The sequence below is a fragment of the Paraflavitalea pollutisoli genome, from assembly GCF_029360705.1.
Lineage (GTDB): Bacteria > Bacteroidota > Bacteroidia > Chitinophagales > Chitinophagaceae > Paraflavitalea > Paraflavitalea pollutisoli.
On record NZ_JARKMX010000003.1, the window covers coordinates 458,456 to 484,806 of the forward strand.

Annotated in this window: 11 protein-coding genes; 10 read left to right on the forward strand and 1 reads right to left on the reverse strand. The window is 49.8% G+C overall.

Features of this window, described 5'->3' with window-relative positions; genetic code table 11:
• Window positions 1–63: 63 nt before the first annotated feature.
• From rpsL to P2W70_RS09715, 3 genes are all read left to right on the forward strand, one after another.
• Window positions 64–444: a 30S ribosomal protein S12 gene (gene rpsL, locus P2W70_RS09705; RefSeq protein ID WP_054281116.1), complete on the forward strand. Its 381-nt coding sequence runs from the start codon at window positions 64–66 to the stop codon at window positions 442–444.
• Window positions 445–552: 108 nt separating this feature from the next.
• Entirely contained in the window at window positions 553–1,020 is a 468-nt protein-coding gene (gene rpsG, locus P2W70_RS09710) for a 30S ribosomal protein S7 (RefSeq protein WP_276481251.1), read from the forward strand.
• A 439-nt stretch (window positions 1,021–1,459) separates the two neighbouring features.
• Complete coding sequence (locus P2W70_RS09715) at window positions 1,460–5,368, forward strand: T9SS type A sorting domain-containing protein (protein WP_276481252.1); 3,909 nt, start codon at window positions 1,460–1,462, stop codon at window positions 5,366–5,368.
• A gap of 103 nt (window positions 5,369–5,471) precedes the next feature.
• Here P2W70_RS09715 and P2W70_RS09720 read toward each other — a convergent pair whose 3' ends face one another.
• On the reverse strand, window positions 5,472–8,081 hold the full coding sequence (locus P2W70_RS09720) for a S8 family peptidase (RefSeq protein ID WP_276481253.1): 2,610 nt from the start codon (window positions 8,079–8,081) through the stop codon (window positions 5,472–5,474).
• 392 nt (window positions 8,082–8,473) lie between these two features.
• On the opposite strand from P2W70_RS09720, the gene fusA reads away from it, so the two are divergent.
• The 7 genes from fusA (at window position 8,474) to P2W70_RS09750 (ending at window position 25,900) form a co-directional block, all read left to right on the forward strand.
• The gene (gene fusA / locus P2W70_RS09725) at window positions 8,474–10,624 is read left to right on the forward strand and encodes an elongation factor G (protein WP_276481254.1); all 2,151 of its coding nucleotides are present in this window, start codon (window positions 8,474–8,476) and stop codon (window positions 10,622–10,624) included.
• A 607-nt stretch (window positions 10,625–11,231) separates the two neighbouring features.
• Complete coding sequence (locus P2W70_RS09730; RefSeq protein ID WP_276481255.1) at window positions 11,232–11,810, forward strand: reverse transcriptase domain-containing protein; 579 nt, start codon at window positions 11,232–11,234, stop codon at window positions 11,808–11,810.
• 32 nt (window positions 11,811–11,842) lie between these two features.
• Window positions 11,843–12,514 carry a group II intron maturase-specific domain-containing protein gene (locus P2W70_RS34435; protein ID WP_420832390.1) on the forward strand — a complete coding sequence of 224 codons (672 nt, stop codon included), beginning with the start codon at window positions 11,843–11,845 and terminating at the stop codon, window positions 12,512–12,514.
• Window positions 12,515–12,827: 313 nt separating this feature from the next.
• Window positions 12,828–17,306 (forward strand): FG-GAP-like repeat-containing protein, encoded by a 4,479-nt coding sequence (locus P2W70_RS09735; RefSeq protein WP_276481256.1) that lies wholly within the window; start codon window positions 12,828–12,830, stop codon window positions 17,304–17,306.
• Between the two features lie 262 nt (window positions 17,307–17,568).
• Complete coding sequence (locus P2W70_RS09740; RefSeq protein WP_276481284.1) at window positions 17,569–21,891, forward strand: FG-GAP-like repeat-containing protein; 4,323 nt, start codon at window positions 17,569–17,571, stop codon at window positions 21,889–21,891.
• Window positions 21,892–22,101: 210 nt separating this feature from the next.
• Complete coding sequence (locus tag P2W70_RS09745) at window positions 22,102–24,303, forward strand: S9 family peptidase (protein ID WP_276481257.1); 2,202 nt, start codon at window positions 22,102–22,104, stop codon at window positions 24,301–24,303.
• An 811-nt stretch (window positions 24,304–25,114) separates the two neighbouring features.
• Window positions 25,115–25,900, forward strand: a complete 786-nt coding sequence (locus tag P2W70_RS09750) for a hypothetical protein (protein ID WP_276481258.1) — start codon at window positions 25,115–25,117, stop codon at window positions 25,898–25,900.
• Window positions 25,901–26,351 lie beyond the last annotated feature (451 nt).

The following is a 26,351-nucleotide window of genomic DNA, read 5'->3' on the forward strand; positions in this document are numbered from 1 at the left end:
TTAAGATTTGGTATTTAATTGGCTGGGTTTTACCTTTGCCGTCCCAAAAATAAAAGGTTCAGAATGCCTACAATTCAACAATTGGTAAGAAAAGGAAGAGAGATCATCAAGGCCAAGAGCAAGTCAAGGGCTTTGGATAGCTGTCCGTTCCGTCGCGGTGTTTGCACCCGTGTATATACAACTACTCCCAAGAAGCCTAACTCGGCTTTGCGTAAGGTAGCGAAGGTACGTTTAACGAATAAAGTAGAGGTGATTGCCTATATACCCGGTGAAGGTCATAACCTGCAGGAGCACTCCATTGTGTTGGTTCGTGGCGGTCGTGTAAAGGATTTACCTGGTGTTCGTTACCATATCGTTCGCGGTAGCCTTGATACAGCTGGTGTGAAGGATCGTAAGAAGAGCCGTTCTAAATACGGTACTAAACGCGAGAAAGCCAAGAAATAGTAACTGGCGGTCCCCGTTTGTGTACATACACCCGCTTCCGCGGATAACAACATAGTAAGATAAAACCGGATCGGCAAGGCTGGTCCAACTTATAAACAAGCGATAACAATGAGGAAGACTAAAGCCAAAAAAATTGCCCCGGCTCCAGACGCAAAATACAATGATGCTCTGGTTACCCGTTTCGTCAACAACCTGATGTGGGAGGGGAAAAAGAATACAGCATTCACCATTTTTTATGATGCTATGGATCGTATTTCCAAGCAGACTAACGAAAATGGTTATGAAATTTGGAAGAAAGCATTATCTAACGTTACCCCGGCTGTAGAAGTACGTAGCCGTCGTATCGGTGGTGCTACTTTCCAGATCCCTGCTGAAGTTCGTGCAGACAGAAAGATCTCCCTGAGCATCAAGTGGCTCATCCGTTACAGCCGTGAAAGAAACGGTCGTAGCATGGCTGAAAAGCTGGCTAACGAAGTGGTAGCTGCTGCAAAGGGTGAAGGTGGTGCATTCAAGAAGAAGGAAGATACGCACCGTATGGCTGAAGCCAACAAGGCTTTCGCTCACTTCAAGGTTTAATCTCCTCCAGGATCAATATATTCAAGCCATTCCGGTATCCGGAATGGCTTTTTTTGTTCTGCTCTCCTAAATCTATCCATTAAAGCAGTTCAGGAAGCGGTTAATCCCCGTTGACTTCGTCGCAGGAATGCCCAAAGACCCGCCTGTTCTGCACAACGTTTCGCCAAGGCGACATAATAATTATCCACATTTACCCGTTCCGCACCCAAATTTAATACTGCCCGGCTGCCATTCTCAATACCCCTTCAATAGGCTGTCTATCAGCTTTCCTGTACATGTTTATTAATTGCCATGCAATCTTCCCGCTTCCATGATAGCATGCTTTTCCTTAATAAGTTATCCAGAGACACTTGCATTAATGGCCAAAAGCTATTTATTTTATTCTCGTATTTCAATAAGAGCCTATATCCTATAGAAAAATAATCCGAAATCGTACCCCATGAAGAGCCTGTTGAAATTGATGCGTATTGGGCTTCTTGTGCCCCTGCTGTACCTGCCCCCCCTCCTTGGAGTGGCCCAGGACTGTACCAAGTTGAATTTTACCACGACTACCCGGGAATCCCGGTGTATCGCCACCGGTAGTATGACGGTCAACGTCACCGGAGGATCGGGTAATTACAACATTAAAGTAACCGGGCCGGTATCCACGGCCTACACTTCATCCACCAGCATTACCGGATTGTCTGCCGGCACTTATACAGTGAGTGTTAAGGACATTACTACAAATTGTGTTACCGAAAAATACAATATCGTAGTACCTGGTTCTTATAGTGAGCCCAGGTTTGTACTGAACAAGACCGACGTGACCTGTATGAATGGTAACGACGGAACGGTAACGGTAGCCAACCTGCTCGGTGGACGTTCTCCCTTCAGCTATACCATCGTGGCCCCTTCGCCATCGAAAGTGGGTACTACCAATACCACCGGACAGTTTACCGGATTGGTAGCCGGCGAGTATGCTATTCAACTAAAAGATTCCTGCGGCGGTCAACAAACCCGCCGCATCACCATTTTGAACTACCAATGGTGGGTAGATGGTGTTACCATCTCCAAAGTTGGTTGCGATAGTGCGCAGGTAAGCGTTAGATTGGGAGATAGTAAAGGCAATACGACCGTGTTCAATAACTTCAAATTTGGAGTTGTAAGAAGTGCCGGCGATACCGTATGGTCTACCAATAGTACGTTCCGTTTCCTGATCGGGAAAAAGCGCTCCGTTACGGTAGTAGTCAAGGATCCTTGCGGTACTACACAGGTAAAAACCTGGGTTGACCCCAACGTGCCTTCGGTAAATGCGAGTGTCACCACCAGTGACCTTACCTGTGATAATTTCAAGGCCACAGTAACTGGTCAGGCTAACCTGACGAATCCTACCTACAACTGGTATACCGCAGCGGGTGCTTACCTGGGTAATAATACTACCGGGGTAATGCCGGGATTGGCCTATGGTAACTATTATGTGGATATCCGCGATAATTGTTATGATACCACGATCCGCCGGCCCTTCTCCGCAACACGCGCTAAGCCTACGGCGGCTGACTGGATCAATACCTACGAGAAAGCTTGTGCTACCTTCAGTGCTTCGGTGGTCTATATGTCGAATATGACCAACCCGACTTTCACGCTGCATAAAACGGCAACTGGTCCACAGATAGCTACCAGTACTGATGGTGTATTTACGAATATTCCTTACGGATCTTATTGTATAAAAATTAAAGATGGATGCTATGATACTACGCTTACACGTTGTTTTACTGAAAAAGCGCCCGTTCCGTCCGTGTCGTTAGATGTATCGACCAATAGTTCTTCCTGTGCCAACTTCTCGGCATCAATAAAAGGACAGAGTAACTTAACCAATCCGGAGTATTGTCTCTATAAAGGCAATGTTAAAGTGGACTGTAACAACACTGGCACTTTCAACAACCTGCAATTCGACACACGGTATTGCATCAGGATCAAAAATGATGTATGTTATGATACGACGATCGAGCGTTGCATTACCGTGCCTCGTACCCGGCCGAGTATAAACGCTGCTCCCGACTTTACCTACAATTGTAACAACTTCAATATTCGTGTCACTGGCCAGACCGGCCTGGAGAATCCCCGTTATTGCCTCTACGCACCGAATGGAAGCGAGATCAGCTGTAACAACGATGGGATTTTCAATAATCTTCCTTATATCACGACTGGTACGTATTGTGTAAAAGTCAAGAATGGGGCTGGCTGTTATGATACCACCATTACACAATGTTTTACTCCCAACAGACCCAAACCTTCTCTGTCCAGCGTGATCAATATCAGTGGTAAAGGTTGCGATGGTTTTACGGCTAAAGTGTCGGGATCGAACCTCGGAACTGCCAAGTATATTTTATACAACGCATCCAGTGTAGCCATCGATAGTAATAGCACAGGTACTTTCAATAATGTGCCTTATGGCAACTTCTGTATTCGTGTAAAACCCAATTGTTACGATACTGTCATCGAAAGATGTAACACGGTGAAAAGGGATGTACCCAGCGGTGGAAGCGTCTCCGTTAGCGCAATCGCCTGTGGCGATTTTACCGCTAAGGTGAACAACCCTAACAATATCAAGAATCCAGAATATCTGATTTACGATACCCTGGGTAACTTTATCGTCAAGAACAGTAACGGTACTTTCACCAAACTACCGTTGGGTTACTATGAGGCACGGATCAAAGATACCTGTTACGATACGATCATTGTACGTCGCTTCAATGCAAACCCTGTATCGATCACTATCTCCGTTTCTGCCAAGGAGTCGTGTACTTTCGGGACGACAGATCTCAGCGTTACTTTCAGTAGTGGCAATGCGCCGTACAAAGTACAGGTGTTGAACCCGGTTGGTGTAACGGTGATAAATACCACGTCTGCCACCAGCCCCGTGTTGATCAGCGCACTTCAGCCGTTGACCGGTGGCCAGCAATATACGGTGATCGGTATCGACAATTGCGGTGGCCGTGATACAGTCCTGGTAACGCCGAAGCCCAGTATCATCAACAAGACAAAGTTTGTGAAATCGAAATGTCCTTCTGGCGTATGGGAAAACGGCGCCACGGATATCGATATCGATGTTAGTTCTAACATGGGCGTGGTGAAACCCGTGATCATCAAGAAGAACAATACCAACACAACCATTAACTACGCTTCCAATGTTGGTACACAATTTAAGTTTGTAGACCTGGAGCCGGCCAGCTACATTGTGCAGTACACTGTACCCAACTGTACGGGAAAGATCTATGATACCATCGAAGTGGTGCCCTACTCATTCCCGGGTCTGCAGCAATCGGCGGCTTATCAGTGTGATAATAATAACTTTAGCGTGGGCGCCGTGGTGACAGGTGGTACTGGTCCTTTCGCTTATGAGATCATTGGTAGCATACCGGCTTCGCCGAGCATCAATGCCACCGGACAAACAAGCCCCGTATTTACCATCACCAATGGTGTGCAATACTCGCTAGTTCGTTTGCGCGCAGTGGATGCCTGTGGTAATGCTACGCTTAATGACGTCAACATCCTGCCACTGGCCAACACCCTGATTTACGCCAGTTCGGATTGTTACTACAATGAAGTGAACCTGCAAGTCGACTCTACAGCCAATGCCAGCTACAAATGGTACAAGAAAAAGAGTGCTACGGATAGCGTACTGGTCAGCAATACCACTTCTTACCGGATACCTTACCTGCTGCCATCGGATATCGGTACCTATGTATGTCATATGAGTGTGAACAATGGTTGTCTTTCAAAGCTTTCTTACTTTGAAGTAACTGGTATGTGTGGCGGAACCCTGCCCACTGAAGTAAAGCTTTCCGGCAGGCAGATCAATGGCATCAATCACCTCAACTGGGGTACGCAACGTGACCTCGACACCAGGTCTTATGTGGTAGAGCGAAGTACTGCTGCCGACGGTTCCTTTACGACACTCGGTACGGTGAGTTCACGGCAGCTCAATGCCCAGAGCATCTATGCTTTTGCCGACGAATCACCCCTGTCTTTGGGTTACTATAGGCTGCGCATTGTGAGCAATGATGGAAAAATAACCTACAGCAATGTCATCAGCATGAAGACAGCGGTAGTGAATTCGATCGGATTGTATCCCAACCCGGTCAAGCAGGTGCTCAACATTGCCATCTCTGCTACCCAGCAGGAAACGTACAAGTTGACACTGATGACTTCTACCGGTCAAACCGTGCAGGAGCAAATCATGCAGAAAGGCCCGCAGGGTGTACTGCAATTGCACCGCGGCCCGGGGGTAGTGAGTGGTGTGTATGTGTTGCGGATACTGGCCATCAATAGCCAGGAGTCGTATGTCTACAAAGTCATTTATGAATAAACGTTTTTTTGAGGTTTAAGAACAAAGAGGCCGCCTTCGTGCGGCTTTTTTGTTGCCTATGCTCCAACCGGCCAGCGAGGCGGTCTTGCCCGTTGCCAGTCGCCTAGTTGATCACCAGTTTGCCGGTTTGAACCTTATTGCCTGCCTGGCGGATCTGATAGATATACAGACCTCTTTGCAGTCTTTGCAAGGAGATCTGTTCGTGCAGGTTGAGCAGCTTGTATTGCAGTACCTGCTGACCGATCGCATTGTACAGAACGATACTGCCGCTGCCGGGTTCGGCAGATAGCACCTGCAGGTAGCCAGCAGCTGCGGCGGGATTGGGAAAGACCAGGTAGGCTGCATCCTGGAAATGGTATACGGTTTCCGGTTGGCTATAGATCTCTACTCCGTCCGTTCGGCGTATTTTAAGCCGATAACTGTTGAGGCCCCTCGTCAGTACAGGATCGGTTAAAGTGTATTGTAATTGGTTCACTGGCGTCACGATTTGCAGGTCGGTATAGCCGGACGCTCCTTTTTTTTCCAGGGTCAAGGTTTGTATGCCATAGAAAGTGCCCAGTTCTATCGACAGGCGGCTTGAATGATCTACCTGATCTGCCAGAAACTGTTTGATATAACAGCCTACTCCCTGCGCCTCATAATTGAAGGTATAGGCTTTCCTGCCGTAGGCTCCATTGGGCAACATGGGGGCCACCGTATAATGTACAGCCTGGTTGGTTGCCTTGCTCAGGATGAGGTTGGTATCGGTAGTGGTTGTTAATAACCGGAGATATTTTTCTCCTAACACAAATACAGAAAATTGCGGTATACCAGCGGGCCTGTTCCAGCTCAGCAGAAAGGAGTCCGGGCAGTTGAAGCCTGTAGTGGCCTTCAGCTGGTTGGTCAGCAGGAAGGTATCTGTCGGGAAGGCTTGTTGGGCCGTGGTCATACGCAACAAAGCGCTGGCCAAGGTATCTGGTGGCAGCCATTGAAAATAGCCCCGGGCAAGATCGACCTGTGTTTCGATCGGGTGCCAGCGTATACCGTCGGTCGTGTAGGCTATCGATGCCGTGCCGGTGAGCGTGCTCTTCCAGCGCAGTATGTTCGCCTCTCCGCTGGGCAGCAGATCGCCTTTGGCCGGATAGTACCATTGAAATTTATTGACGGTGTCTAATTGCCAGGACAAGGAGAAGGATTGTATCGCCTCATCGAGTTGGTGCCCCCTCACGTTGATCTGGTAGTTGCCGGGCAAGGGCTGTTCGATCGTGACCTGTTCCTGGTTGTTGAGGCTGTCGCGGCTTCTCACAGGCAGTTTTGCCAGTGAGTCGGGATGTGCTGTGTGGTTGAGCACCCAAGGGAGCCAGACCTGCCCCGTGGTGGTATTGACGATCGACAGGTCGAGGTCGTGAACCAGGGCTTTGGCGGCATTAGGGGTGGCGGGCGGGTCGTTCCAGCAGAGGGTTACTTTCAGTTGGTGGATACCGGCTGGTAGGGTGAGCGGGGTGGTATGGGAGTTTGCTTCGGAGACAACGCCTGTTGTTACTCTGCCTTGCTGTATGGCCTGTAAGGCCGCCCAGGCATTGAGGTTGCCGTAGCCAGTCTGGTAATCGATGCCTGGTGTTCCAGCGTCATCGGCGCTGTTGAGCAATACTGCTTTGATGACGGTGGCAAGGGGCAATTGTCCATGGATGGAGCGGTAAGCCTGTTGAAGTAGCAAAGTAGTGCCACTGGTTATGGCGGCTGCTCCGGAGCTGCCATCTTCGCCAAAAGCTACCAGTTCGGGTTTCACGCGTCCGTCGTAGCCAGGTCCTTTCGATCCCAGTACTTCTGGTGCCAGGAGTTTGTTGGCGGCACCCACCGTCAAAATGTTTTTAGCCATTTTAAAGCTACCGGTCAGGTTGGCGTAGCCAGGAATGCCGGCATAGGCGCCGATCGTACTCGTTTGGTTACCGGCATTGCCGGCGGAAAAAATATGCAGGAGGGTAGGGTTGTCGACACAACTGGCGTCATATGCGGCCGCATCGGCCCCGTAGTAATACTCGATACCCGTGCCATAGGAATGATTTTGAACGGCGATCTGGTATTGCTGGTACGCCTGGTTGGCATCGGGCAAGAGCGATGCAAAATTGGAGGAGGTCAAACTGCTGGCCCGGGCTGCACCGGTTGCCGTCAGGTCGCTGTTACCGGCGCCGCTGATGATGGTACTCATGATGCCGGCGTGCTGCGAGATGTTGGGGGAGGCGAGGGGGGTAGTTATGTACCTGCCCTTTAAGTCGATGTCCGTGGTGTCGGGCTTGTTTTCTTTGACGGATACGGTGAGGCCTTGTCCGTCGAGGGTCGGAAAGTGGCTGTGTATCAGGTTGATCTGGTTACTGGAAAGGTCGTGGTTATTGATGATGAGTTCTTCCCGCGGGGTACGTGGCAGGTCGGCAAAGACGACGTCCGGGAGGGGCAGCAGGAGGGAATCGAGTATGCGTCGGGAACAGTAAATTGCCAGGAGGCGAACGGGGGTATATTCCTGTCGTATCCGTTCTTGCAGGCCGTGGTGGGCCAGGTAATTTTTGAAACGGGGAAGGTCGGTGCAGACGATCCAGTACAGGCTTTCCTGGCTGTAGGGCCTGGTTTGTATCCGCAACAGGGGCGATTGCTTCGCCAGGATTGCTTTGGCACTTTCCTGGGCTATTGCAATGGCCGACCCGCATAGGAATAAGGTTAATAACAGGTAGATTCTCATAAGCATTAGCAGGTTACCCAATTTAGGCAATCGGGCGCTGATATATAATTTTTTTTGTGTGCGGCCGCGGGGCGTCGGCTGCCTTCCGGGCAGGGAATCTCGCGGTTGAAGGCTAGTGAGGGGCTTATGGTGCTGATAATGAATTAAATATTGATCTTCTGGCGAGAAGGAACCAGCCAGCAGGCCCTCTTTTTGCTGCGATAGGATGATCCGATCGGCGTGGGCAAAGAACAGGCGGAAAGGCGCATTAGGTATGGATTTGGCTGGTTTTCCACATTTAATCTTTTGTTCTTATCCAATCTGATTTTTACGGGAGATTTTGTATACCTTTGCGCACTTATTTTCAGGGAGTTTCCCTGCAATACAATTAAAAAGAAAACAACAACAAAGTCATGGCAGACTTACGATTACAGAGAAACTTTGGTATTGCGGCACACATCGATGCCGGCAAAACCACCACTACGGAGCGTATCCTGCGCTACACCGGTATGATCCATAAAATTGGTGAGGTGCATGATGGTGCTGCTACCACTGACTGGATGGAGCAGGAAAAAGAAAGAGGTATCACGATTACCTCTGCTGCAGTTAGCTGCCAGTGGAATTTCCCTACCGATAAAGGTAAGGCCGACGCTAACACTAAGAAATATTACTTCAACATCATTGATACTCCAGGTCACGTTGACTTCACTGTAGAGGTGGAGCGTTCTATGCGTGTACTGGACGGTCTGATCGCCCTGTTCTCTGCAGTGGATGGCGTAGAGCCCCAATCTGAGACTGTATGGCGCCAGGCCAACCGTTATAAAGTACCCCGAATCGGTTTCGTTAACAAAATGGACCGTTCCGGTGCTGACTTCCTGATGGTGGTTAAGCAGGTGAAGGAAATGCTCGGTGCTAAAGCCGTTCCCCTTCAATTGCCCATCGGCGCTGAAGATGATTTCAAAGGCGTAGTGGATCTGATCAAGATGAAAGGTATCATCTGGCATATGGAAACAGAAGGTATGACCTTCGACGAAATCCCAGTGCCTGCTGATATGGAAGCTGAAGTAGCTGAGTGGAGACAAAATCTGATCGAGGCTGTTGCTGAATACGACGACAAGTTGCTCGAGAAGTTCTTCGAAAACCCCGATTCAATTTCTGAAGAGGAAGTACACGAAGCGATCCGCAAGGCGACTATTGACCTGAGCATCGTTCCGATGATGTGTGGTTCTTCTTTCAAGAACAAGGGCGTACAAACTGCACTCGATGCTGTTTGCCGTTACCTGCCTTCTCCTGTTGATATCGAAGATACTGTAGGTACCAATCCTGATTCCGGTGAACCAGAAACGCGTAAGCCCGATCCTAAGGAGCCGTTCGCAGCCCTGGCCTTCAAGATCATGACCGATCCTTTCGTAGGTCGTCTGGCATTCTTCCGGTGTTATAGCGGCCACCTCGATGCTGGTTCTTATGTATTGAATGTAAGAAGCGGTAAGAAAGAGCGTATCAGCCGTATCATGAAGATGTTTGCCAACAAGCAAAACCCGATCGACTTCATCGAAGCCGGTGATATCGGTGCAGCTGTTGGTTTCAAGGAAATCAAGACTGGTGATACCCTCTGTGATGAAAATCACCCGATCACCCTCGAGAACATGTTCATCCCTGAGCCTGTAATCGCGATCGCTGTTGAGCCTAAAACACAGGCCGACGTTGATAAGATGGGTATGGCTATCGCCAAGCTGGTGGAAGAAGATCCTACGCTCCGCGTAAATACAGATGAAGATACCGGACAAACCATCCTCCGTGGAATGGGTGAGTTGCACCTGGAAATCATCATCGACCGTATGCGTCGTGAGTTCAAAGTAGAAGTTAACCAGGGTGCTCCCCAGGTTGCTTATAAAGAAGCGTTCCGCAAAACTGTTGAACACCGTGAAACGCTGAAGAAGCAAACCGGTGGTCGTGGTAAGTTCGCGGATATCGTGTTCGAGCTCGGACCTGCCGACGAAGAGTGGCTGGCAGCAAACCCCAAGGATAACCTGCAGTTCGTGAATGATATCTTCGGTGGTTCTATCCCCCGTGAGTTCATTCAGCCGATCCAGAAAGGTTTCCAATCTGCACTGGGTACCGGTGTACTGGCTAACTACCCTGTAGAGAATGTGAAGGTTCGTATTTTCGACGGTAGCTTCCACCAGGTTGACTCTGACGGTATGTCGTTCGAACTTTGCGCAAGAGCCGGTTTCCGGGAAGCTGGTCGCAAGGCCCAACCTGTACTGCTCGAGCCGATCATGAAAGTAGAAGTGATCACGCCTGATCAATACATGGGTGATGTAACAGGTGACCTCAACCGTCGTCGTGGTATGCTGGAAGGCATGGACAGCCGCGGTGGTGCACAGGTTATCAAGGCGAAAGTGCCTTTGAGCGAAATGTTTGGTTACGTAACACAATTGCGTAGCTTGAGCTCTGGCCGCGCTACTTCTACCATGGAGTTCAGCCACTACAATCCTGCTCCCAACAACATCGCTGAAGAAGTGATCGCGAAGGTGAAAGGAAAGCTGAAAGTGAGCGAATAAGTATTCTAGTTAATCGCTATACAAGCCCCGCCATTTGGCGGGGCTTTTTTTGGTATGTCAGGCATGCCCTGTTTCTCTAGGGTGCAAGTCCCGAATGCGCGGTTACAGCCCGAAGCATTAGCCAATAGCAAGGGTGTCCATCGCGAGTTGGAATCTGAAAGAAGCTGGCGGCAAAAGTTCGAACCTACGAATAGAAACTGCATATAAGGCCATTTAAGCGCGGGCGATGTTGCCATAGAAACAAAAGCCCAATGCTGTGCGGAGCGCTTATAGGTAGATGCAGAGGTTACATGAGCTGAAAGAGACAGAGCTTATCATGAGAGGTCTGTAGTCGATTCTTCGACTAAGCAGAAGTCAGCAGAGGCCATAGTAGCTTGTTGTTGTTTTTTTTTCGAGAAAGAAGACTTGGCAAGCGAAGGGCTGAATGTCAGAGTAAGGCGTATGATCTACAACTGATTTATTGTAAGGCTATGACAGCCGAAACCCGTAAGAGAACTCCGGGATTGAGCCGTAGGCCGGAAGCCGAAAGTCATGCCGGAGGTGCTGAGCCTAACGATGCAATCTAGTAGAAACAAGCCGTGTATAAAAGTTAGTGGACAGCGTAGTTATGCTAGAAGATATTTTAGACCGACGTAATATTGAAAAATCCCTTGTTCAGGTTGAAAAGAACAAGGGCGCCAGTGGCATCGACGAGATGACCTGGGATAGCTTACGTACCTACGTCAGTAAAAACTGGCAGGTGTTACGGTCTGAGATTCTGGACGGCAAATATGTTTCCATGGCCGTAAAGGAAGTTGAGATTGACAAACCCCAGGGCGGTAAGAGAATTTTAGGGATACCTACGGTAGTAGACCGGATGATAGGTCAGGCTGTAGCGCAGTGGTTGACTTACCAGTTCGATAAAAACTTCTCGGAGCGAAGCTATGGCTTCCGCCCCCATCGCAGTGCTCATCACGCCGTTCTGCAGGCATATGAATATGTGAAGGAGGGAAAGGAATGGGTCATAGAGCTGGATCTGGAAAGCTTTTTCAACCGGATCAACCACGACAGGCTAATGAGCAGGCTGGCAAGCACTATTACGGACAAGCGAATACTTAAGCTAATCCGGGGGTTTCTCAGGAGCGGTATCATGGCGGGTGGAGTAATTAGTCCACGCCGTGAGGGTCCCCCCAAGGCTCCCCCTTAAGTCCGATACTTTCAAATATCGTATTGGACGAATTGGACAAGGAACTGGAGGGGCGAGGGTTATCATTTGTCAGATATGCAGACGATATAAGTATCTATGCAAGGAGTGAGACTGCCGCCAGGCGCATTCTAAGTAGCGTGACCCGTTACATTGAAAGAAAGCTACTGCTAAAGGTGAATCCGAAAAAGACCCGCCTTAGCCGCCCCGAAGATAGCAACCTGTTAGGCTTTTGCTTCCGCAAACCTAAAGGCGGATCCCAACAGTGGACAATAGTCATCGCCAGGGATAGTATCGTACGTGTAAAAGCTAAATGCAAGGAAATTACGCGACGCAACAAAGCTTACTCTTTGGAGGAGCGTATCAGTAAACTGAACCAGTTACTTATAGGCTGGGTCAACTACTTCCTGATAGCTAGAGACTACCCGCCATTGGATCAACTAGATGGTACAGTCCGCTTCCGGCTGCGAATGTGTATATGGAAGGACTGGAAAACGCCCAGAACAAGAATGCAAAGACTTCTAAGGCTGGGTGCCAACCGTCGCTCCGCTGCAGGGCACGGCCATAGTTACAAAAGCTATCACAGGATCGTCAATGGATGGACCGTTAAAATGGCCCTATCCAACGAATACTTCCAAAAAAACGGATACATAGGGTTCCGAAACCACCGCTATCATCAAACCGGAAAGCAGAAAAGTTTATTCTGACAAACCGCCGTATGCCCGAAGGCACGTACGGTGGTGTGAGAGGACGGACCATCAAATAATGGTGGTCCTCCTACTCGATTTTTTGGCAGCCGCAGGCTAATCGTGTGCGCGGCGGTTTGTAAAATTGATCCGGTCTGCTGCTTTTCCCGACAATTGCCTGCACAGTTATCAGCCAAAACTGCACGGTTATGCCCCGTTTCTACACGACGGCCAGTTCGGTCGGAAGGGTGTTGGTCGGTATAGTATCTTGAGTATGCTCCCGCTCTATTTTTCTTGGAACGGTGACGTATATAAAAGAATATCAAACTGACTTATGAAGAAATTCTACCCCTTGATCCTGGTGCTGCTGTTGGCAGCACCCTGCTCTTTGCAAGCACAGCGTGCTACCCTGCATAGGCAGCAACGATGGAATGGTTCCAGCGCTTACCTGGCGGGATCGTTAGCCGTACAATTTTTCGCCGACAGCAAGCTGGTGAAACCGGTCGTCAACCAAAGCGGCATCGTAGATCGGGTTAAGCCTTCGAATACCCCTGCCAATCACTCCGATAGCAGGAATACCAGTAGCGGCAACGCTGTGTCGTCCATTGATCCGATGGATCCCGTGATCACTTCTTTTTCTCCAATGGCTGCGGCTTACCGTGACACGGTGATCATCAATGGCAGGAACTTTGTCAATGTAACAGACGTTATGTTTGCCGGACAATCCCCCATTTACCTAAAGGTTGTGAACGACTCTACCATCATCACGGTGGTACCTACCACTACGTCTGGTAGCGTGATCGTGCAGACCGCCACAGGCTTTACCACGGCACCAGGCTTCACCTATATTCCTTACATTACTTTCGCACACCAACCATCATATGGACCTCCGGGCACGATCGTTACCATATCGGGTGGTCCTTTTAACCCAGATCCTGCTGCCAATAAAGTGTATTTCGGTGGGGTAGCAGCGGCAATACCTCTTACTGCCACAGGAGCAAAATTGACAGTAGCAGTACCTGTAGGGGCTGTGAGTGGAGAGATCAATGTACGCGCAAATGGCTCCAGCGGCTATTCCTATCGTCATTTCTTAGTGACGGAATCTGGTGAAACGCCCGTTGAGCGGTTTAGATTTGCAAAAGCCACGGCTATCGATTCCAGTAGTGACGCAAGAGGAGGTGTGGCTGCTGCTGATTTTGATGGTGACGGAAAAACGGATGTGGTATCCATTAATCGCCACACCAGTAAAGTAGCTATCTATCGGAATATCAGTGCCACCGCGCAAGTTGGCTTTGCTCCCAAACTCGAATTGCCGGTTGGCGGCTATCCGGTGGAGCTGATTGCTGGCGATGTTGATATGGACGGTAAGCCGGATATTATTGTTAAAACCATGCTGCCCGGCCAGATAGTTGTTTTTCGCAATACGAGCAGCGGAACCGCCATGTCTTTTGGTGCCGGGGTTTCCGTGGCGGCTTTTGTCAACAATACAGGCTTTCCCCCCTACTACGGCAGAAGAATGGCTATGAAAGATGTGGATGGTGATAGTAAACCTGATATTGTTTCCGTTAATGGCCAGCAGCGCTTTTCTGTGTTCAGGAATACCAGCTCACCGGGAGCTGTGAGTTTGGCTACCGGTATCGATATGCCTTGTGACGCCTATGCCAGTACTGTGATCATGGAAGATTTGGATGGCGACCAAAAAGTAGACTTAGCAATCCTGAGCTCAGGAGCATTCTTTACCACCTTCAGAAACAATGGCCTACCCGGTAGTATTTCATTCGTTGATCCCAAACATATCTCAGCGAGTGCGACCATTTTTAGTCTTACTGCTGGTGATTTCGATGGCGATGGTCAACTCGATCTGGCTGCCGCGACCATTGTCACCAGACGACTTACCTTATTTGCCAATACGTCGGTTGCCGGAAACATAACCTTTGCCCCAAAGATCGAGCGATCGTTGATCGACTACCCATTGTATATTGATAAGGGCGATTTTGACAACGATGGCAAACCCGATTGGTTGGTTCTGAATAGTCACAGTACCAAGAGCATGGCTGTTTCTGCCAATCTGAGCACCCCCGGCAATATAGTCACATCGTTTGCCCAGGATGTGGAAGTGGGGTTAATATCGGAACAGTCGTTCATTGCCGACCTAAATGGCGATGGGTTGCCAGACATATTGGCTGCAGATTATAATGGTAATGGATTGTTTTACATAAAAAATAACCTACAGGATCCGGTTATCAGTTCATTTCATCCCTCCGCAGCAGAGACCGGTGATACCCTCACCATCAAGGGGCGGCATTTCGCAGGCGTAACGGGTGTACAATTCGGCGGTGTAACCGCAAGTAGCTTTATAGTGCTCAACGATACCACTATCCGCGCGGTGCTAGGCAATGGGGCATCTGGAAATGTGGTGGTATTTACTAACCAGGCACAGGCCGAAAAAGACGGTTTTATTTTTGGGTTGCCACCGATGATCACTTCGTATACTCCAATAGCCGGACCTGCCGGCACCCCGGTTGCCATTGCAGGCAAAAGGTTTAGCCCGGTAACGACAGGAAACATTGTATACTTTGGAAGTGTACGGGCAACCGTTACAAACGCCACCGATTCCCTGTTACAGGTGATTGTGCCTGCCGGTGCTACCAATCAATCGGTTACCGTGACGACAGGCGGAAAAACAGCCTATGCCACTCGTGGCTTCACCCTGACTTTTGCAGGGGGTAGTACCATCAGTCACCAATTATTCTCTGTGGATACTTCGATTGATTCTTATAGAGACCCCGGGCATGTCCTGATGGGCGACTTCAATAGCGACGGATTGAACGACCTCGTGACAACCAATAATAAAAACCAGGTTATGACGATGTTTACCAATCGGAGCAAACCTGATTATTCTTCTTTGATGTTGACGAACCTCCATTTATCAAGTGGTTACCCGACCAGCGTGGCTTTGGGTGACATGGACGGCGATGGTAAAATTGATGTTGTTTTTGGTACTACTCATTTTAAATCGATTGGTGTGTTGCGAAACAATACCACCCAGGAGTGGGTTGAATTTAATAATTCCGTTTTTGAACTGGAAGCTGGTACGGAGCCCTCGGCTGTCGCGGTTGCCGATCTGAACGGCGATGGTCGACCGGATATCGTAACGGCTTGCCCACAGGATAAGAAATTATTTATTCTGCTGAATAAGTCAACCATTGGTAAAATCTCTTTTCAACCAGCCATCACCCTCAATACCGGTTACAGCCCCCGGATAGTAGCCGCCAGAGATATCAATGGCGATGGGATCACCGATCTGGTTGCAGCTGGTGACCAAGGTCATCTTACTTCATTCATCAATATTGTGAATGATAATGAACTGACTTTTGAAACACAGACTGCTCAATTCCCTGGGGGTAATATTACAAGTCTGACCGTTGGCGACATCGATGGTGATGGTAAACCCGATATGTCGATCGGTAGGGATTCTTCAAATATCGTTACGATCCTGAAAAATAACAGTACCACCACACCAGTAGTACTGGCTGCCGCTTTACATATTCCTGTAACCGGTTGGGTCACTGCTATCACTATGGGCGATCTGAATGGAGATGCCAAAGAAGACCTGATAGTAAGTACAGGTAGCAAAGCCCTGGTATTGCTGGAAAATGCCAGCAGCCAGGCGTCGATCCAATACCTGGCGGCCGACACCCTGTTGTGTGGCGATAGTTCCCTTTATTGCACGGCTATCGGTGATTTCGACGGCGACGCGATCCCGGACATCGTGGCCGCCGATGGCGTGGCCAGGCGTTTGGTTATTATAAAGAACCGTATGGCACAAGGGCTTATTGTGGCATCGGGTAGCCATCCGGTCTCGGGCGCCATCATGAATTTCGTTACCATCGATCCTGTGGTGCAAACGCACCTGGGACAGGCTTATGTACAACGTCATTACGATATCACCCCGGTTAACAATGCTGCGACTGCCACGGCAACAATTACCTTGTATTTCACACAACAGGATTTTGACAACTACAATGCTCATACCGCTCATGGTTTGGACCTGCCGCATGGGCCAGCAGATGCCTTCAACAAAGCCAACTTGCGCGTATACAAATATCATGGTTTTAGCACGACGGGTAAACCTGCTAGTTATTCCGGCAACGGTATCGAGATCGATCCGGATGATGCGAAGATTGTTTGGAATACGGTCACACAACAGTGGGAGGTGACCTTTGATGTCAATGGCTTCAGTGGCTTCTTTGTGTCTTCGGTCAACAGCGCCATGCTGCCCGTTACGCTGTTGTCTTTCACCGGCCAGGTAAAAGACGAGCAAGTATTGCTGCAATGGAAAACAACCGACCAGCTCAATGTGGCCAGGTTTGAACTGCAGCGGCGTGATCAGCATAGTGAGTTTGTGACCATTGCCCAGGTGAAACCGATCGGTAATCAGTTTGTCGTTGACTACGATTATACCGACGCTCCACGAGAGGCTCCGGTCTATCAATACCGGTTGAAAATTGTCGACGAAGACCAGAGCGTGACCTACAGCCAGATCGTAACCGTGCGCAAAACTGGGGGCAGCCTGCCCCTCTCGCTGAGGCCCAATCCGGCTACCGATTTTGTGGTTGTACAACATGCTGTTTCGGATGGCAAGGCAATGATCCGGATCGTTGACATGCACGGCAAAACCATTCGTTCGGTACGCATCGGCGCCAACCAGCTTCAAACCCGCTTGCCCCTGGCTGGCATTCCCAAGGGCCCCTATACTTTGGCCCTGGAGCAGGGTGGAGAAAGGTTGAGCCAGCTGTTGATCGTCCGCTAAAAAAATACCATATTTTAAAGCCCCGTTCTGCAAACCTCCAGGAAGGGGCTTTTTTTGTTGACCAAGCGATCGTGCATACCGCCGCGCTTAAGTGGCCTCTGTGTGATGTTTTTCACGCGATGTCTGCACGGTTAACCACCAAAACTGCACAGTTTTGCCTCAATTCTGCACAGTTGTCGGTTTGCTTGCATGAAAAGCTGCTGATTTTTATATTTGACCTCATTGATTGGCCGGCTATTAGCCCAACCCCGACTTAAATATGATGAAAAACTTTTACGCTGTTCTGCTTTTGAGTGTCCCCCTTATACCAAGCGCCGCTCGGGCACAATCTGCTCCACGGATCGATTCCATAAAACCTTTATTGGGAAAAAGCGGTACAACCGTTAAACTGTTTGGCCAGCACTTCAGTACCACACCGGCTGGCAATGCCGTGTATTTTGGTGGCATGAAGGCCAGCGTAGCTGGTGCCTGGACAGATAGTTTATTAGTTACGGTACCTGCCGGAGCTGCCTATGGCCCCTTATCAGTGAGCTCCGGTGGATTGGTCGCAGTGAGCCAGCTCCCCTTTCAACCTACCTACCAGGGATATGATACGTTGAGCTCCTCCACCCTGACCACCAGCGTCGAACTTTCCGCCGGCTGGCAGCCCTACGGGCTTGTCAATGCGGATTTTGATGGCGATGGCCGCAATGACCTGATCGCTGTCAATTCAGCCTCCAATACGGTTACTGTACTTCGCAACAATGGCAACGGAAATGGTGATGCCTTTACGGTCTCCACGTATTTCCCTGTCGGCTTTTACTGCAATAGCATTATTGCTGGCGACATCAATGGAGATGGCAAAGCTGATCTGGTCCTTACTGCCGGAAACGATAATAAGCTATTGGTGATGCGTAATACAAGCATTGCCGGAACGATAGCTTTTGACGCTCCGCTCTCCTTAACGACGGCCTCGTTGCCCAGGCAGGCCGCCATCGCCGATCTGGACGGAGACGGCAAACCGGATATCGTTACTGCCAATTTCCTGGACAGGAGTTTATCGGTTTTTCGAAATAATGGTATCGCCGGTAACCTTCTCTTTGGCGCCAAATTAGATTTCCCGGTAGGATCACTGTTTCCCAATTCAGTGGTGGCAACCGACCTGAACGGCGACAACCGTCCGGACCTGGCCGTGTCGGTAACCAATCCGACAGGCATCGACTCGCTGACCATCTTATTAAATGCCGGAAGTCCGTCCTTTGTTTTCGAAAGCGGCAATAGCTGGGCCGTTGCCGATAGTGTCACCATGATTTCTACTGCCGACGTCGATCTGGATGGCCGGAATGACCTGTTGCTTGGCAGCTTTAGTCCTGGTTATATAACGATTTTCAGAAATACAACCACCGGCAATGTATTATCACTAGCTCCGAAATTGCAGCTACCAGCTTCTACAGAATCGGAGAAAGTGGCCATTGGCGATATTGATGGAGACGGCAAGCCGGAACTGGCCGTGACAACAAAAGCAGCCGGCACCATCTCTGTATACCGCAACCGGAGTACACCCGGTTTGGTACGATTCAATGAACGCCAGGTTTTTAACGCCGGATCTAGCCCCGCCGACCTGGTCATTACCGATCTCAACCTGGATGGGAAGACAGATATTGCCGTGACCAACCAGGTGGGCAGTAAGGTGGTAGTGCTGCGGAATGTGAGTAGCGAACCGCTCATCAAGTCCTTTACACCGACTGCCGGAAACACGAATACGGTGGTAACGATCAAAGGTCAACGACTTTCCGGCATCAATGCGGTGAGCTTTGGTGGCGTGCCGGCACAGGTTTTTACCGTGGTCAATGATTCTACCATTCAGGCAACGGTGGGCAGTGGCGCTACGGGTAATGTACGCGTGAGTTCACCGGCCGGTAGTTATGAAAGATCCCTGTTCCTATTTGGCAGCCGCCCGGCGATTGCAGGCTTCTCGCCTGCATTAGGAGCCGCTGGTACGTCGGTCGTTATTACGGGAGGCAATTTCAGCAGTTACGCCGATAGCAACATCGTATATTTTGGAGGCGGCAAAGCCACCATCACGGCGGCATCGCCCACCAGCCTCACGGTAAATGTTCCTACCACGGCTACTTATGCGCCTGTTACCGTTACGACAGGATTATATACTGCCTATAGCCACCAGCCATTCCTGCCTTCCTTCTCGGGCATGTCGCAGCTTCACGATACCTCTTTTACGCAACCTGTGAATTTCAGTACCGGCGGAAGAGCACGCAGTGTAACCCTGGCCGACCTCGATGCCGATGGTAAACTGGATGCAGTGGTCCTGGATAATACCGGTAAACTGGTGTCGATACTCAGGAATACCGGAGTGGTCGGCGGATGGGCTTTTGGTCAACGCATCGATTCTGTTACAGGGTCCAATCCGTTCATGGTGGTCACAGAAGACCTGGATGGTGACGGGCGCAAGGACATCGTCATTGCCGAGCTGGATGGCAGCCACATCAGCGTGCACAAGAATAATTCAGTACCGGGTACATTGTCATTCGGCCCGAGAAAGACTTTTAACACGGGCGAGAATCCGGTAGACCTGGCTGTACGCGATATGAACAATGACGGCAAGCCCGATGTGGTGACCGTCAATAGCAATGGACATAGTATTTCCGTATTGCAAAACCTGAGTACTGCCAGCACGATCTCCTTTGCTGCAAAAGTTGATTTTGCGACGGGACAATGGCCACATGGCCTCAGCATCGATGATCTTACCGGCGATGGTAAACCGGATGTGGTGGTGGCCAATCACGATGGAAAGTCCATCTCACTGCTCCGCAATACCAGCCAGGGTGGGGCATTGTCCTTTGCACCGAAAATCGATCAGGGAGTGGGCGGTATTGTTTATTGTGCCGTCACGGCCGACTTCAATGGCGATGGGTTGATCGATATTGCCGCCACCAACGCCAGTACCGGTAGGGTACTCGTATTCCGTAACCTCGGCGTTACCTCCGATACCGTTCGCCTGGCGCCACCAAAGGAGATCGTAACGACCGGCCAGCCTCTCTATATAGCTGCAGCCGATCTGAATGGTGATGGTAAACCCGACCTGGCCATCGCTGAGATGGGTAGCTTCCTGAGTATGTATGAAAATACCAGCAGTGTCGACAGCATTTCCTGGGACCCCCGGACGAGCTCGCCGGTTGAGAACTTCGCGCAGACCCTGGCCATTGGTGACCTTACCGGCGATGGTAAGCCCGATATCGTAGCTGCCAAACCGCTTTCAGGCGCCATATCGGTGATCGTTAACAAGAGCAGTCATGCAGGCATTGTTGCTTCCGGATCTAATCCGGTGTCGGGGCCTGTCAATAACCAGATATTTTGTGATACCATTGTCAATACTTACCAGGGCGTTCCGTTTGTGCAAAGACACTATGACCTATCGCCCGCTAATAACGCGGCCACGGCCACGGGAACAGTCACCCTTTATTTCACACAAGCAGATTTTGATCAGTATAACCTCCATCCGGCACATGGTAAAAAACTGCCTGTCGGTCCAGCTGACCAGGTCAACAAAGCCAATTTGGTCATCTTCCAATTTCACGGAACGAGTGTTACAGGATTACCTGGGAGTTATACTTCTGCCGGTAATTTGATCGATCCTGATGATAGTAAGATCGTTTGGAATACAGCTGCCAAACGTTGGGAGGTCACTTTCGATGTTACAGGTTTCAGTGGCTTCTTTGTCACCAGTGCCGGCAATAGCTTGCTTACGCTTGCTCCTGCAACACCGGCTATTGGAGGCATTACCAATTCTTATTGCAGTACTGCAGGGATACAGACGGCCAAACTGACGAACCTACCCGTTATCAAAGAAGGAACGAAGGTGTTGATTACCCTCGACGGCAAACTGCTGTCCTTGGTGCAGGACAGCCTATTCCGGTTTAATCCGGATACACTTTCAGGCGGTAGTCATCTCCTGAAGGCAACCTACAGCAACGTTGCGGCAGCAAAAGTGACCGAGCAATCTTTCGAGGTTGTAAAAGCTATCTTGCCGGCAGTAGATCTTTCGGCCAATATCACGAATATAATGAGCCTCACGTCGGAAGTAGTCGTAACGGCCAGCCATACCGGCGGTGGTACCACTCCGCTGTTCACCTTTGCCCGCGATAAAGCGTTCACCAGTATCCTGCAGGCAGAAAGCAGTAGCCAGGTGCTCAGGATCGATCCTGCCTTGCTTACGATTGGCGATAACAAGGTCTTCGTGAAGATGAAGACCAGCCTAACCTGTTATACTTTACAAACCGATGTGGACAGCCTGCTGCTGCGCAGGGATGCGACAACAGGCATCGCCGATCCCAATGCACCCGGCCAGCTTATTCGCTTGTTCCCCAATCCGTTTACCGAAACCATGTATGTCAGCGGATTGAATAGCGGTAAAGCCTACCAGGTAGTGTTGTATGATAGCCGAGGTACCATTGCCTACCGTGCGGTAGTGAAAAACAGGTCGGTACTGGAGATACCGGCTGCCGGATTGAGATCTGGTATCTATTGGCTCAGTGTTTATGACGACAAACGACAGCTGATCGGTAGTGAAAAGATCCTAAAACAGTAAATCGACAATTTATACCTCAAGCCCCGCCTTCCGGCGGGGTTATTTTTTTGCCTGGGTTGGTGCGTACAACGCCTGGGGCACCGGATGTATGCCCGCTTACGGGTAGATAACCCCTTTCATCCTTACGGGCAATGCCACTTCCGTAATGGTTAATACTCGTTTACCCGGATTCAGGGTTTTGCCTTAATTTCCCGCCCTAAATTTTTACGCATGAAATGTAGATCTGCATGCTTTGCAAGATTGCTCTTCTTATGCCTGGGTATCCTCGCAGCGCAATGGCTGCATGCCCAGGGAGCCGTCAGGTGGGCCAAAGACGGTAATGGCTATTACAGCGCCCAGGGCGGTGAACTATTGTTGTTCTCCCTGCCTCAGAACACCAAGACCGTTTTGCTCTCTAAAGAGCAGCTGACCCCGGCGGGTCAGAAACCATTAACCTTCCGGAATTTTTCCTTTTCCGACAACGATACCAAAGTGCTGTTGTTTACCAATACCAAAAAAGTTTGGCGCCTGCATACCCGCGGCGACTACTGGGTGTATGATCGCACGGCAAAAACTTTGCAGCAGGTCGGTAAAGGGCGCCCCGTGTCATCTCTCATGTTTGCCAAATTCTCGCCCGATGGCAGCAAGGTGGCTTACGTGAGTGAATTTAACCTGTATGTTGAAGACCTCGCTTCCGGGGCGATCAAGCAACTCACGACCGATGGTACCCGCAAACTCATCAATGGCACCTTCGACTGGGCGTATGAAGAAGAGTTTTTCTGCCGCGACGGTTTCCGCTGGAGCCCCGATAGCAAGCAGATCGCTTACTGGCAGATCGACGCAAAAAATACCAAGGACTATCTGATGGTGAACAATACGGATTCCATCTATCCCCAAGCCATACCTGTTGAGTATCCGGTAGCCGGAGAAACCGTGTCTCCCTATAAGATCGGGGTAGTGGACATCAGCAATGCGCAAACCAAATGGATGAACGTGCCTACCGATCCGGTATGGCAGAGTTATGTGCCCCGCCTCGAATGGGCCGGCAATGGCAACGAGCTCATCCTGCAACACCTCAACCGCAAGCAAAACGAAAGCAAGGTGATGTTGTGTAATGTACAAACGGGTACCGCACAAACGATCTATGCAGAAAAGGATTCAGCCTGGATCGATATCCTGCCTTTGTGGGACAATGATTATATCTGGGGTGGATGGGATTGGCTCAACGGCGGTAAAGAATTCATCTGGCCTTCTGAAAAGGATGGCTGGCGCCACCTGTACCGGGTTAGCCGCGATGGTAAAAAAGAAACATTGATCACGGTAGGTAACTACGATGTCATGGAAATTACCTGCATAGATGAAAAAGGCGGTTTTGTGTATTTCATGGCATCTCCGGAGAATGCCACACAGAAATACCTGTACCGTATCAAGCTCGACGGGAAAGGCAAAGCAGAAAGACTGTCGCCTGCCGCCCAGCAAGGCACGCACGACTACGATGTATCGCCTAATGCAAAGTATGCACAACATACCTTCTCGAACTATTACACTTCCTATGCCAACGAAATGATCACCCTGGCCGACCACAAAGGCCTTAATGGCGACAACAAGGTGGCTGATGCCGTGGCGAAGGCCAACAAGGCTTCGTCCAGGACCGAATTCTTCAAGGTAACCACCTCCGAAGGGGTGACTATGGACGCCTGGATGGTGAAGCCCGAGCATTTCGATGAGAAGAAAAAATACCCGGTGGTGTTCTATGTGTACACGGAGCCCTGGGGACAAAATGTAAAGGATCAGTATGGTGTAGAAGGCAATTTCCTGTACCAGGGTAGTATGGCTAAAGATGGCTATATCTATATTTCCATCGACAACCGAGGTACACCGGTCCCCAAGGGAAGGGCCTGGCGCAAGTCTGTTTACCGGAAAATCGGTTTGGTCAATATCCGTGATCAGGCGCTGGCAACTACAGAGATCCTGAAATGGCCATTTGTTGATACCAGCCGGGTGGCGGTTTGGGGATGGAGCGGTGGTGGATCTGCTACCCTCAACCTGATGTTCCAGTATCCCGAGATCTACAAAACAGGTATTGCTGTGGCTGCGGTGGCCAACCAGTTGACCTACGATAATATCTACCAGGAGCGTTACATGGGCCTGCCCCAGGAAAACCGGGAAGATTTTGTGAAGGGTTCGCCGCTCACCTATGCGAAGAACCTGAAGGGTAACCTGCTGTTCATCCATGGTACCGGCGATGACAATGTTCACTACAATAACGTGGAAATGTTGCTGAATGAACTGATCCGGCATAACCGCCAGTTCCAGATCATGCCGTATCCCAACCGGACGCACAGTATTTCTGAAGGTCCTGGTACTTTCCAGCACCTGTCAACTTTATATACCAATTACCTGCGGCAACATTGCCCTCCTGGTGGCCGATAATCCGGCGTTGAATAAAGCTTCGTGAAACGGGGCAGGCCAAATTGGCCGCCCCGTTTCTTTTTAGGTTGCTACGGCCCTTAAATCAGTAAGGGCTGCCCTCGAACTAACGGCGTTCGGTAGGCAACGCCAGGTGGACACAGACGGGGACAGGTCTGAAAAAAGTATGGCTGTAAGCGGTGTTAACTACCTTAAAAAGGTTTTTTGGAGGCGTCATGTACTCAGCGCTTTGCACCGAATTATTTGAAGTCATCTAAATAAAATATTATATTTGGATATAAACTACTTCTTTTCAGTAGGTTAACCTTGGGCGCCCGATTGCCTGCATTATGCCTGCACATTGCCTACACACTAAGGAAATATTGCCTCCGCTCATTGACAAGCCAGGCAATGTGTAGGCAATCCGTAGGCAAAGCGTAGGCAATGTGGTGTAAGGTACCGGCGGCCGGGTTTTACTGTATTGAAACTTGCCGGGGCTGCCTCATAACTGCTTCTAAAGAGGCCGGGAACTCCTAGCGAACTGGTACTGCTATATAGAGGATCCTTACCAGTGTGATACCAGTAGTATACCAGTAGGGGAGGAGTTGTACCGCTATCAGGTTACCCGTTTGGGGCAGGTGCCTGGGAACCCGAGAGTGTAGCGGGTGTCAGATTGGGACGGACCTGGCAGGAATGCCTGTCAAATTGAGAGCTGCGCTGGCTTGTTCATCGGCCACTAAATCGGGAGGGAGCTGACCGTCTAAGCTTTTGCGAATTGTAGAATTCTTAACATAAGTGATTGACAGGGAGCGGTAAATTGGAGAAAAACCGGTCCATGAAACATCTTCTACCTATTTCCATCCTATTATTCCTTTCGTCTTGCACCGCCTACCAAGTGATGACAGTATCCAGCAACGAGATCCGGCAGAATAATGCCAATGAGTTTGTGATCGAGAATGACAGCCTGGAATTGTGTTACAATTTCAATGGGCAGAATGGCCCGATCAATGTCAAGATAACCAACAAGCTGCAGCAGCCACTGTATATTGACTGGCAACGATCGGCATTGATTATCAATAACCAGGCGATCAGCTACGTTCCCAATACGGTAGCGATCAATGGTTCGCTCGGTACCTATTCTTTTGACTGGACCCGGGATTTCTCTAGTACTTCCGGTCGTTTCAAGGCGACGGCGACCCTGCCAACGGAGATAGATTTCGTTCCACCACAAACTTATGTTACCCGGCAGCTGATGGGTATTACCAACCAGGGTATCGACAAGCTGCCCGACAGTATTTTCAAGAAAAAGAGAATTCCCGCGATGGGCGATGGGGTGGAAGTGGTGAAAGAAGCCTGGTTTACCTCGGCGACGTCTCCGCTTGTTTTTACCAGTTACCTGACCCTGATGGTGGGTAAGGCAGATCCCCAACCTGTTGTTTGTCAGCACCATTTCTATGTCTCTCAACTTGTTAAGATGAATAATTTGCCGCAACTGCTGAATGGCGACCGGCGCGGTGATCGGTTTTACGTGGTACAGGGCACTCCGATCGACAGTGTCAGCTATGGCTACGGTATTGTGGGCGGGCGGGCAGTTTACCAACAGCTCCGGCGAGCGCGATAGTTGATGGCGATCGAACTTTTTGAAGTTACACTGGCCTTTATGATGGGAAACTCATTGGCCAACTTCCGCTTGGCCTCATTTTCATCCTGGCAGGGGCGGGGAGGGGCATTGGCGCTATTGTGGTTGGGTTCGGTTGTGCTGGTGGGGCCAGGTATCGGCGTATTTTTCCTGGTTAATTTGCTGTAATTGGAATTCTGGTGTAGTGAGGCCAAGTTGATTTTTATTGTTTCGGATCTTGTACTAAATTTGCAGCCCCTTAGAAAAATTAAATATACATTATCAATAAGTTAATGGGGCGCGACAGGTAAAACGGGGGAAGACGGAGAGAAATGAAGCTGGAAACGAGGGTAGGAAACAGGCGGCAATCAAACGCTGGCACGGGATTTTTTAGTGTTGTGGGGCAAAATTTCTTTCCAAATCTTTTGTAAGTATTCAAACTACTCTTACCTTT

What these genes read in the sequence shown, in the direction of transcription:
- P2W70_RS09720 (WP_276481253.1), bottom strand. Translation starts at nt 8,081, where the DNA reads ATGAGAATCTACCTGTTATTAACCTTATTCCTATGCGGGTCGGCCATT.
- P2W70_RS09745 (WP_276481257.1), top strand. Translation starts at nt 22,102, where the DNA reads ATGAAATGTAGATCTGCATGCTTTGCAAGATTGCTCTTCTTATGCCTG.
- P2W70_RS09715 (WP_276481252.1), top strand. Translation starts at nt 1,460, where the DNA reads ATGAAGAGCCTGTTGAAATTGATGCGTATTGGGCTTCTTGTGCCCCTG.
- P2W70_RS09750 (WP_276481258.1), top strand. Translation starts at nt 25,115, where the DNA reads ATGAAACATCTTCTACCTATTTCCATCCTATTATTCCTTTCGTCTTGC.
- P2W70_RS09735 (WP_276481256.1), top strand. Translation starts at nt 12,828, where the DNA reads ATGAAGAAATTCTACCCCTTGATCCTGGTGCTGCTGTTGGCAGCACCC.
- fusA (WP_276481254.1), top strand. Translation starts at nt 8,474, where the DNA reads ATGGCAGACTTACGATTACAGAGAAACTTTGGTATTGCGGCACACATC.
- P2W70_RS09740 (WP_276481284.1), top strand. Translation starts at nt 17,569, where the DNA reads ATGAAAAACTTTTACGCTGTTCTGCTTTTGAGTGTCCCCCTTATACCA.
- rpsL (WP_054281116.1), top strand. Translation starts at nt 64, where the DNA reads ATGCCTACAATTCAACAATTGGTAAGAAAAGGAAGAGAGATCATCAAG.
- P2W70_RS09730 (WP_276481255.1), top strand. Translation starts at nt 11,232, where the DNA reads ATGCTAGAAGATATTTTAGACCGACGTAATATTGAAAAATCCCTTGTT.
- rpsG (WP_276481251.1), top strand. Translation starts at nt 553, where the DNA reads ATGAGGAAGACTAAAGCCAAAAAAATTGCCCCGGCTCCAGACGCAAAA.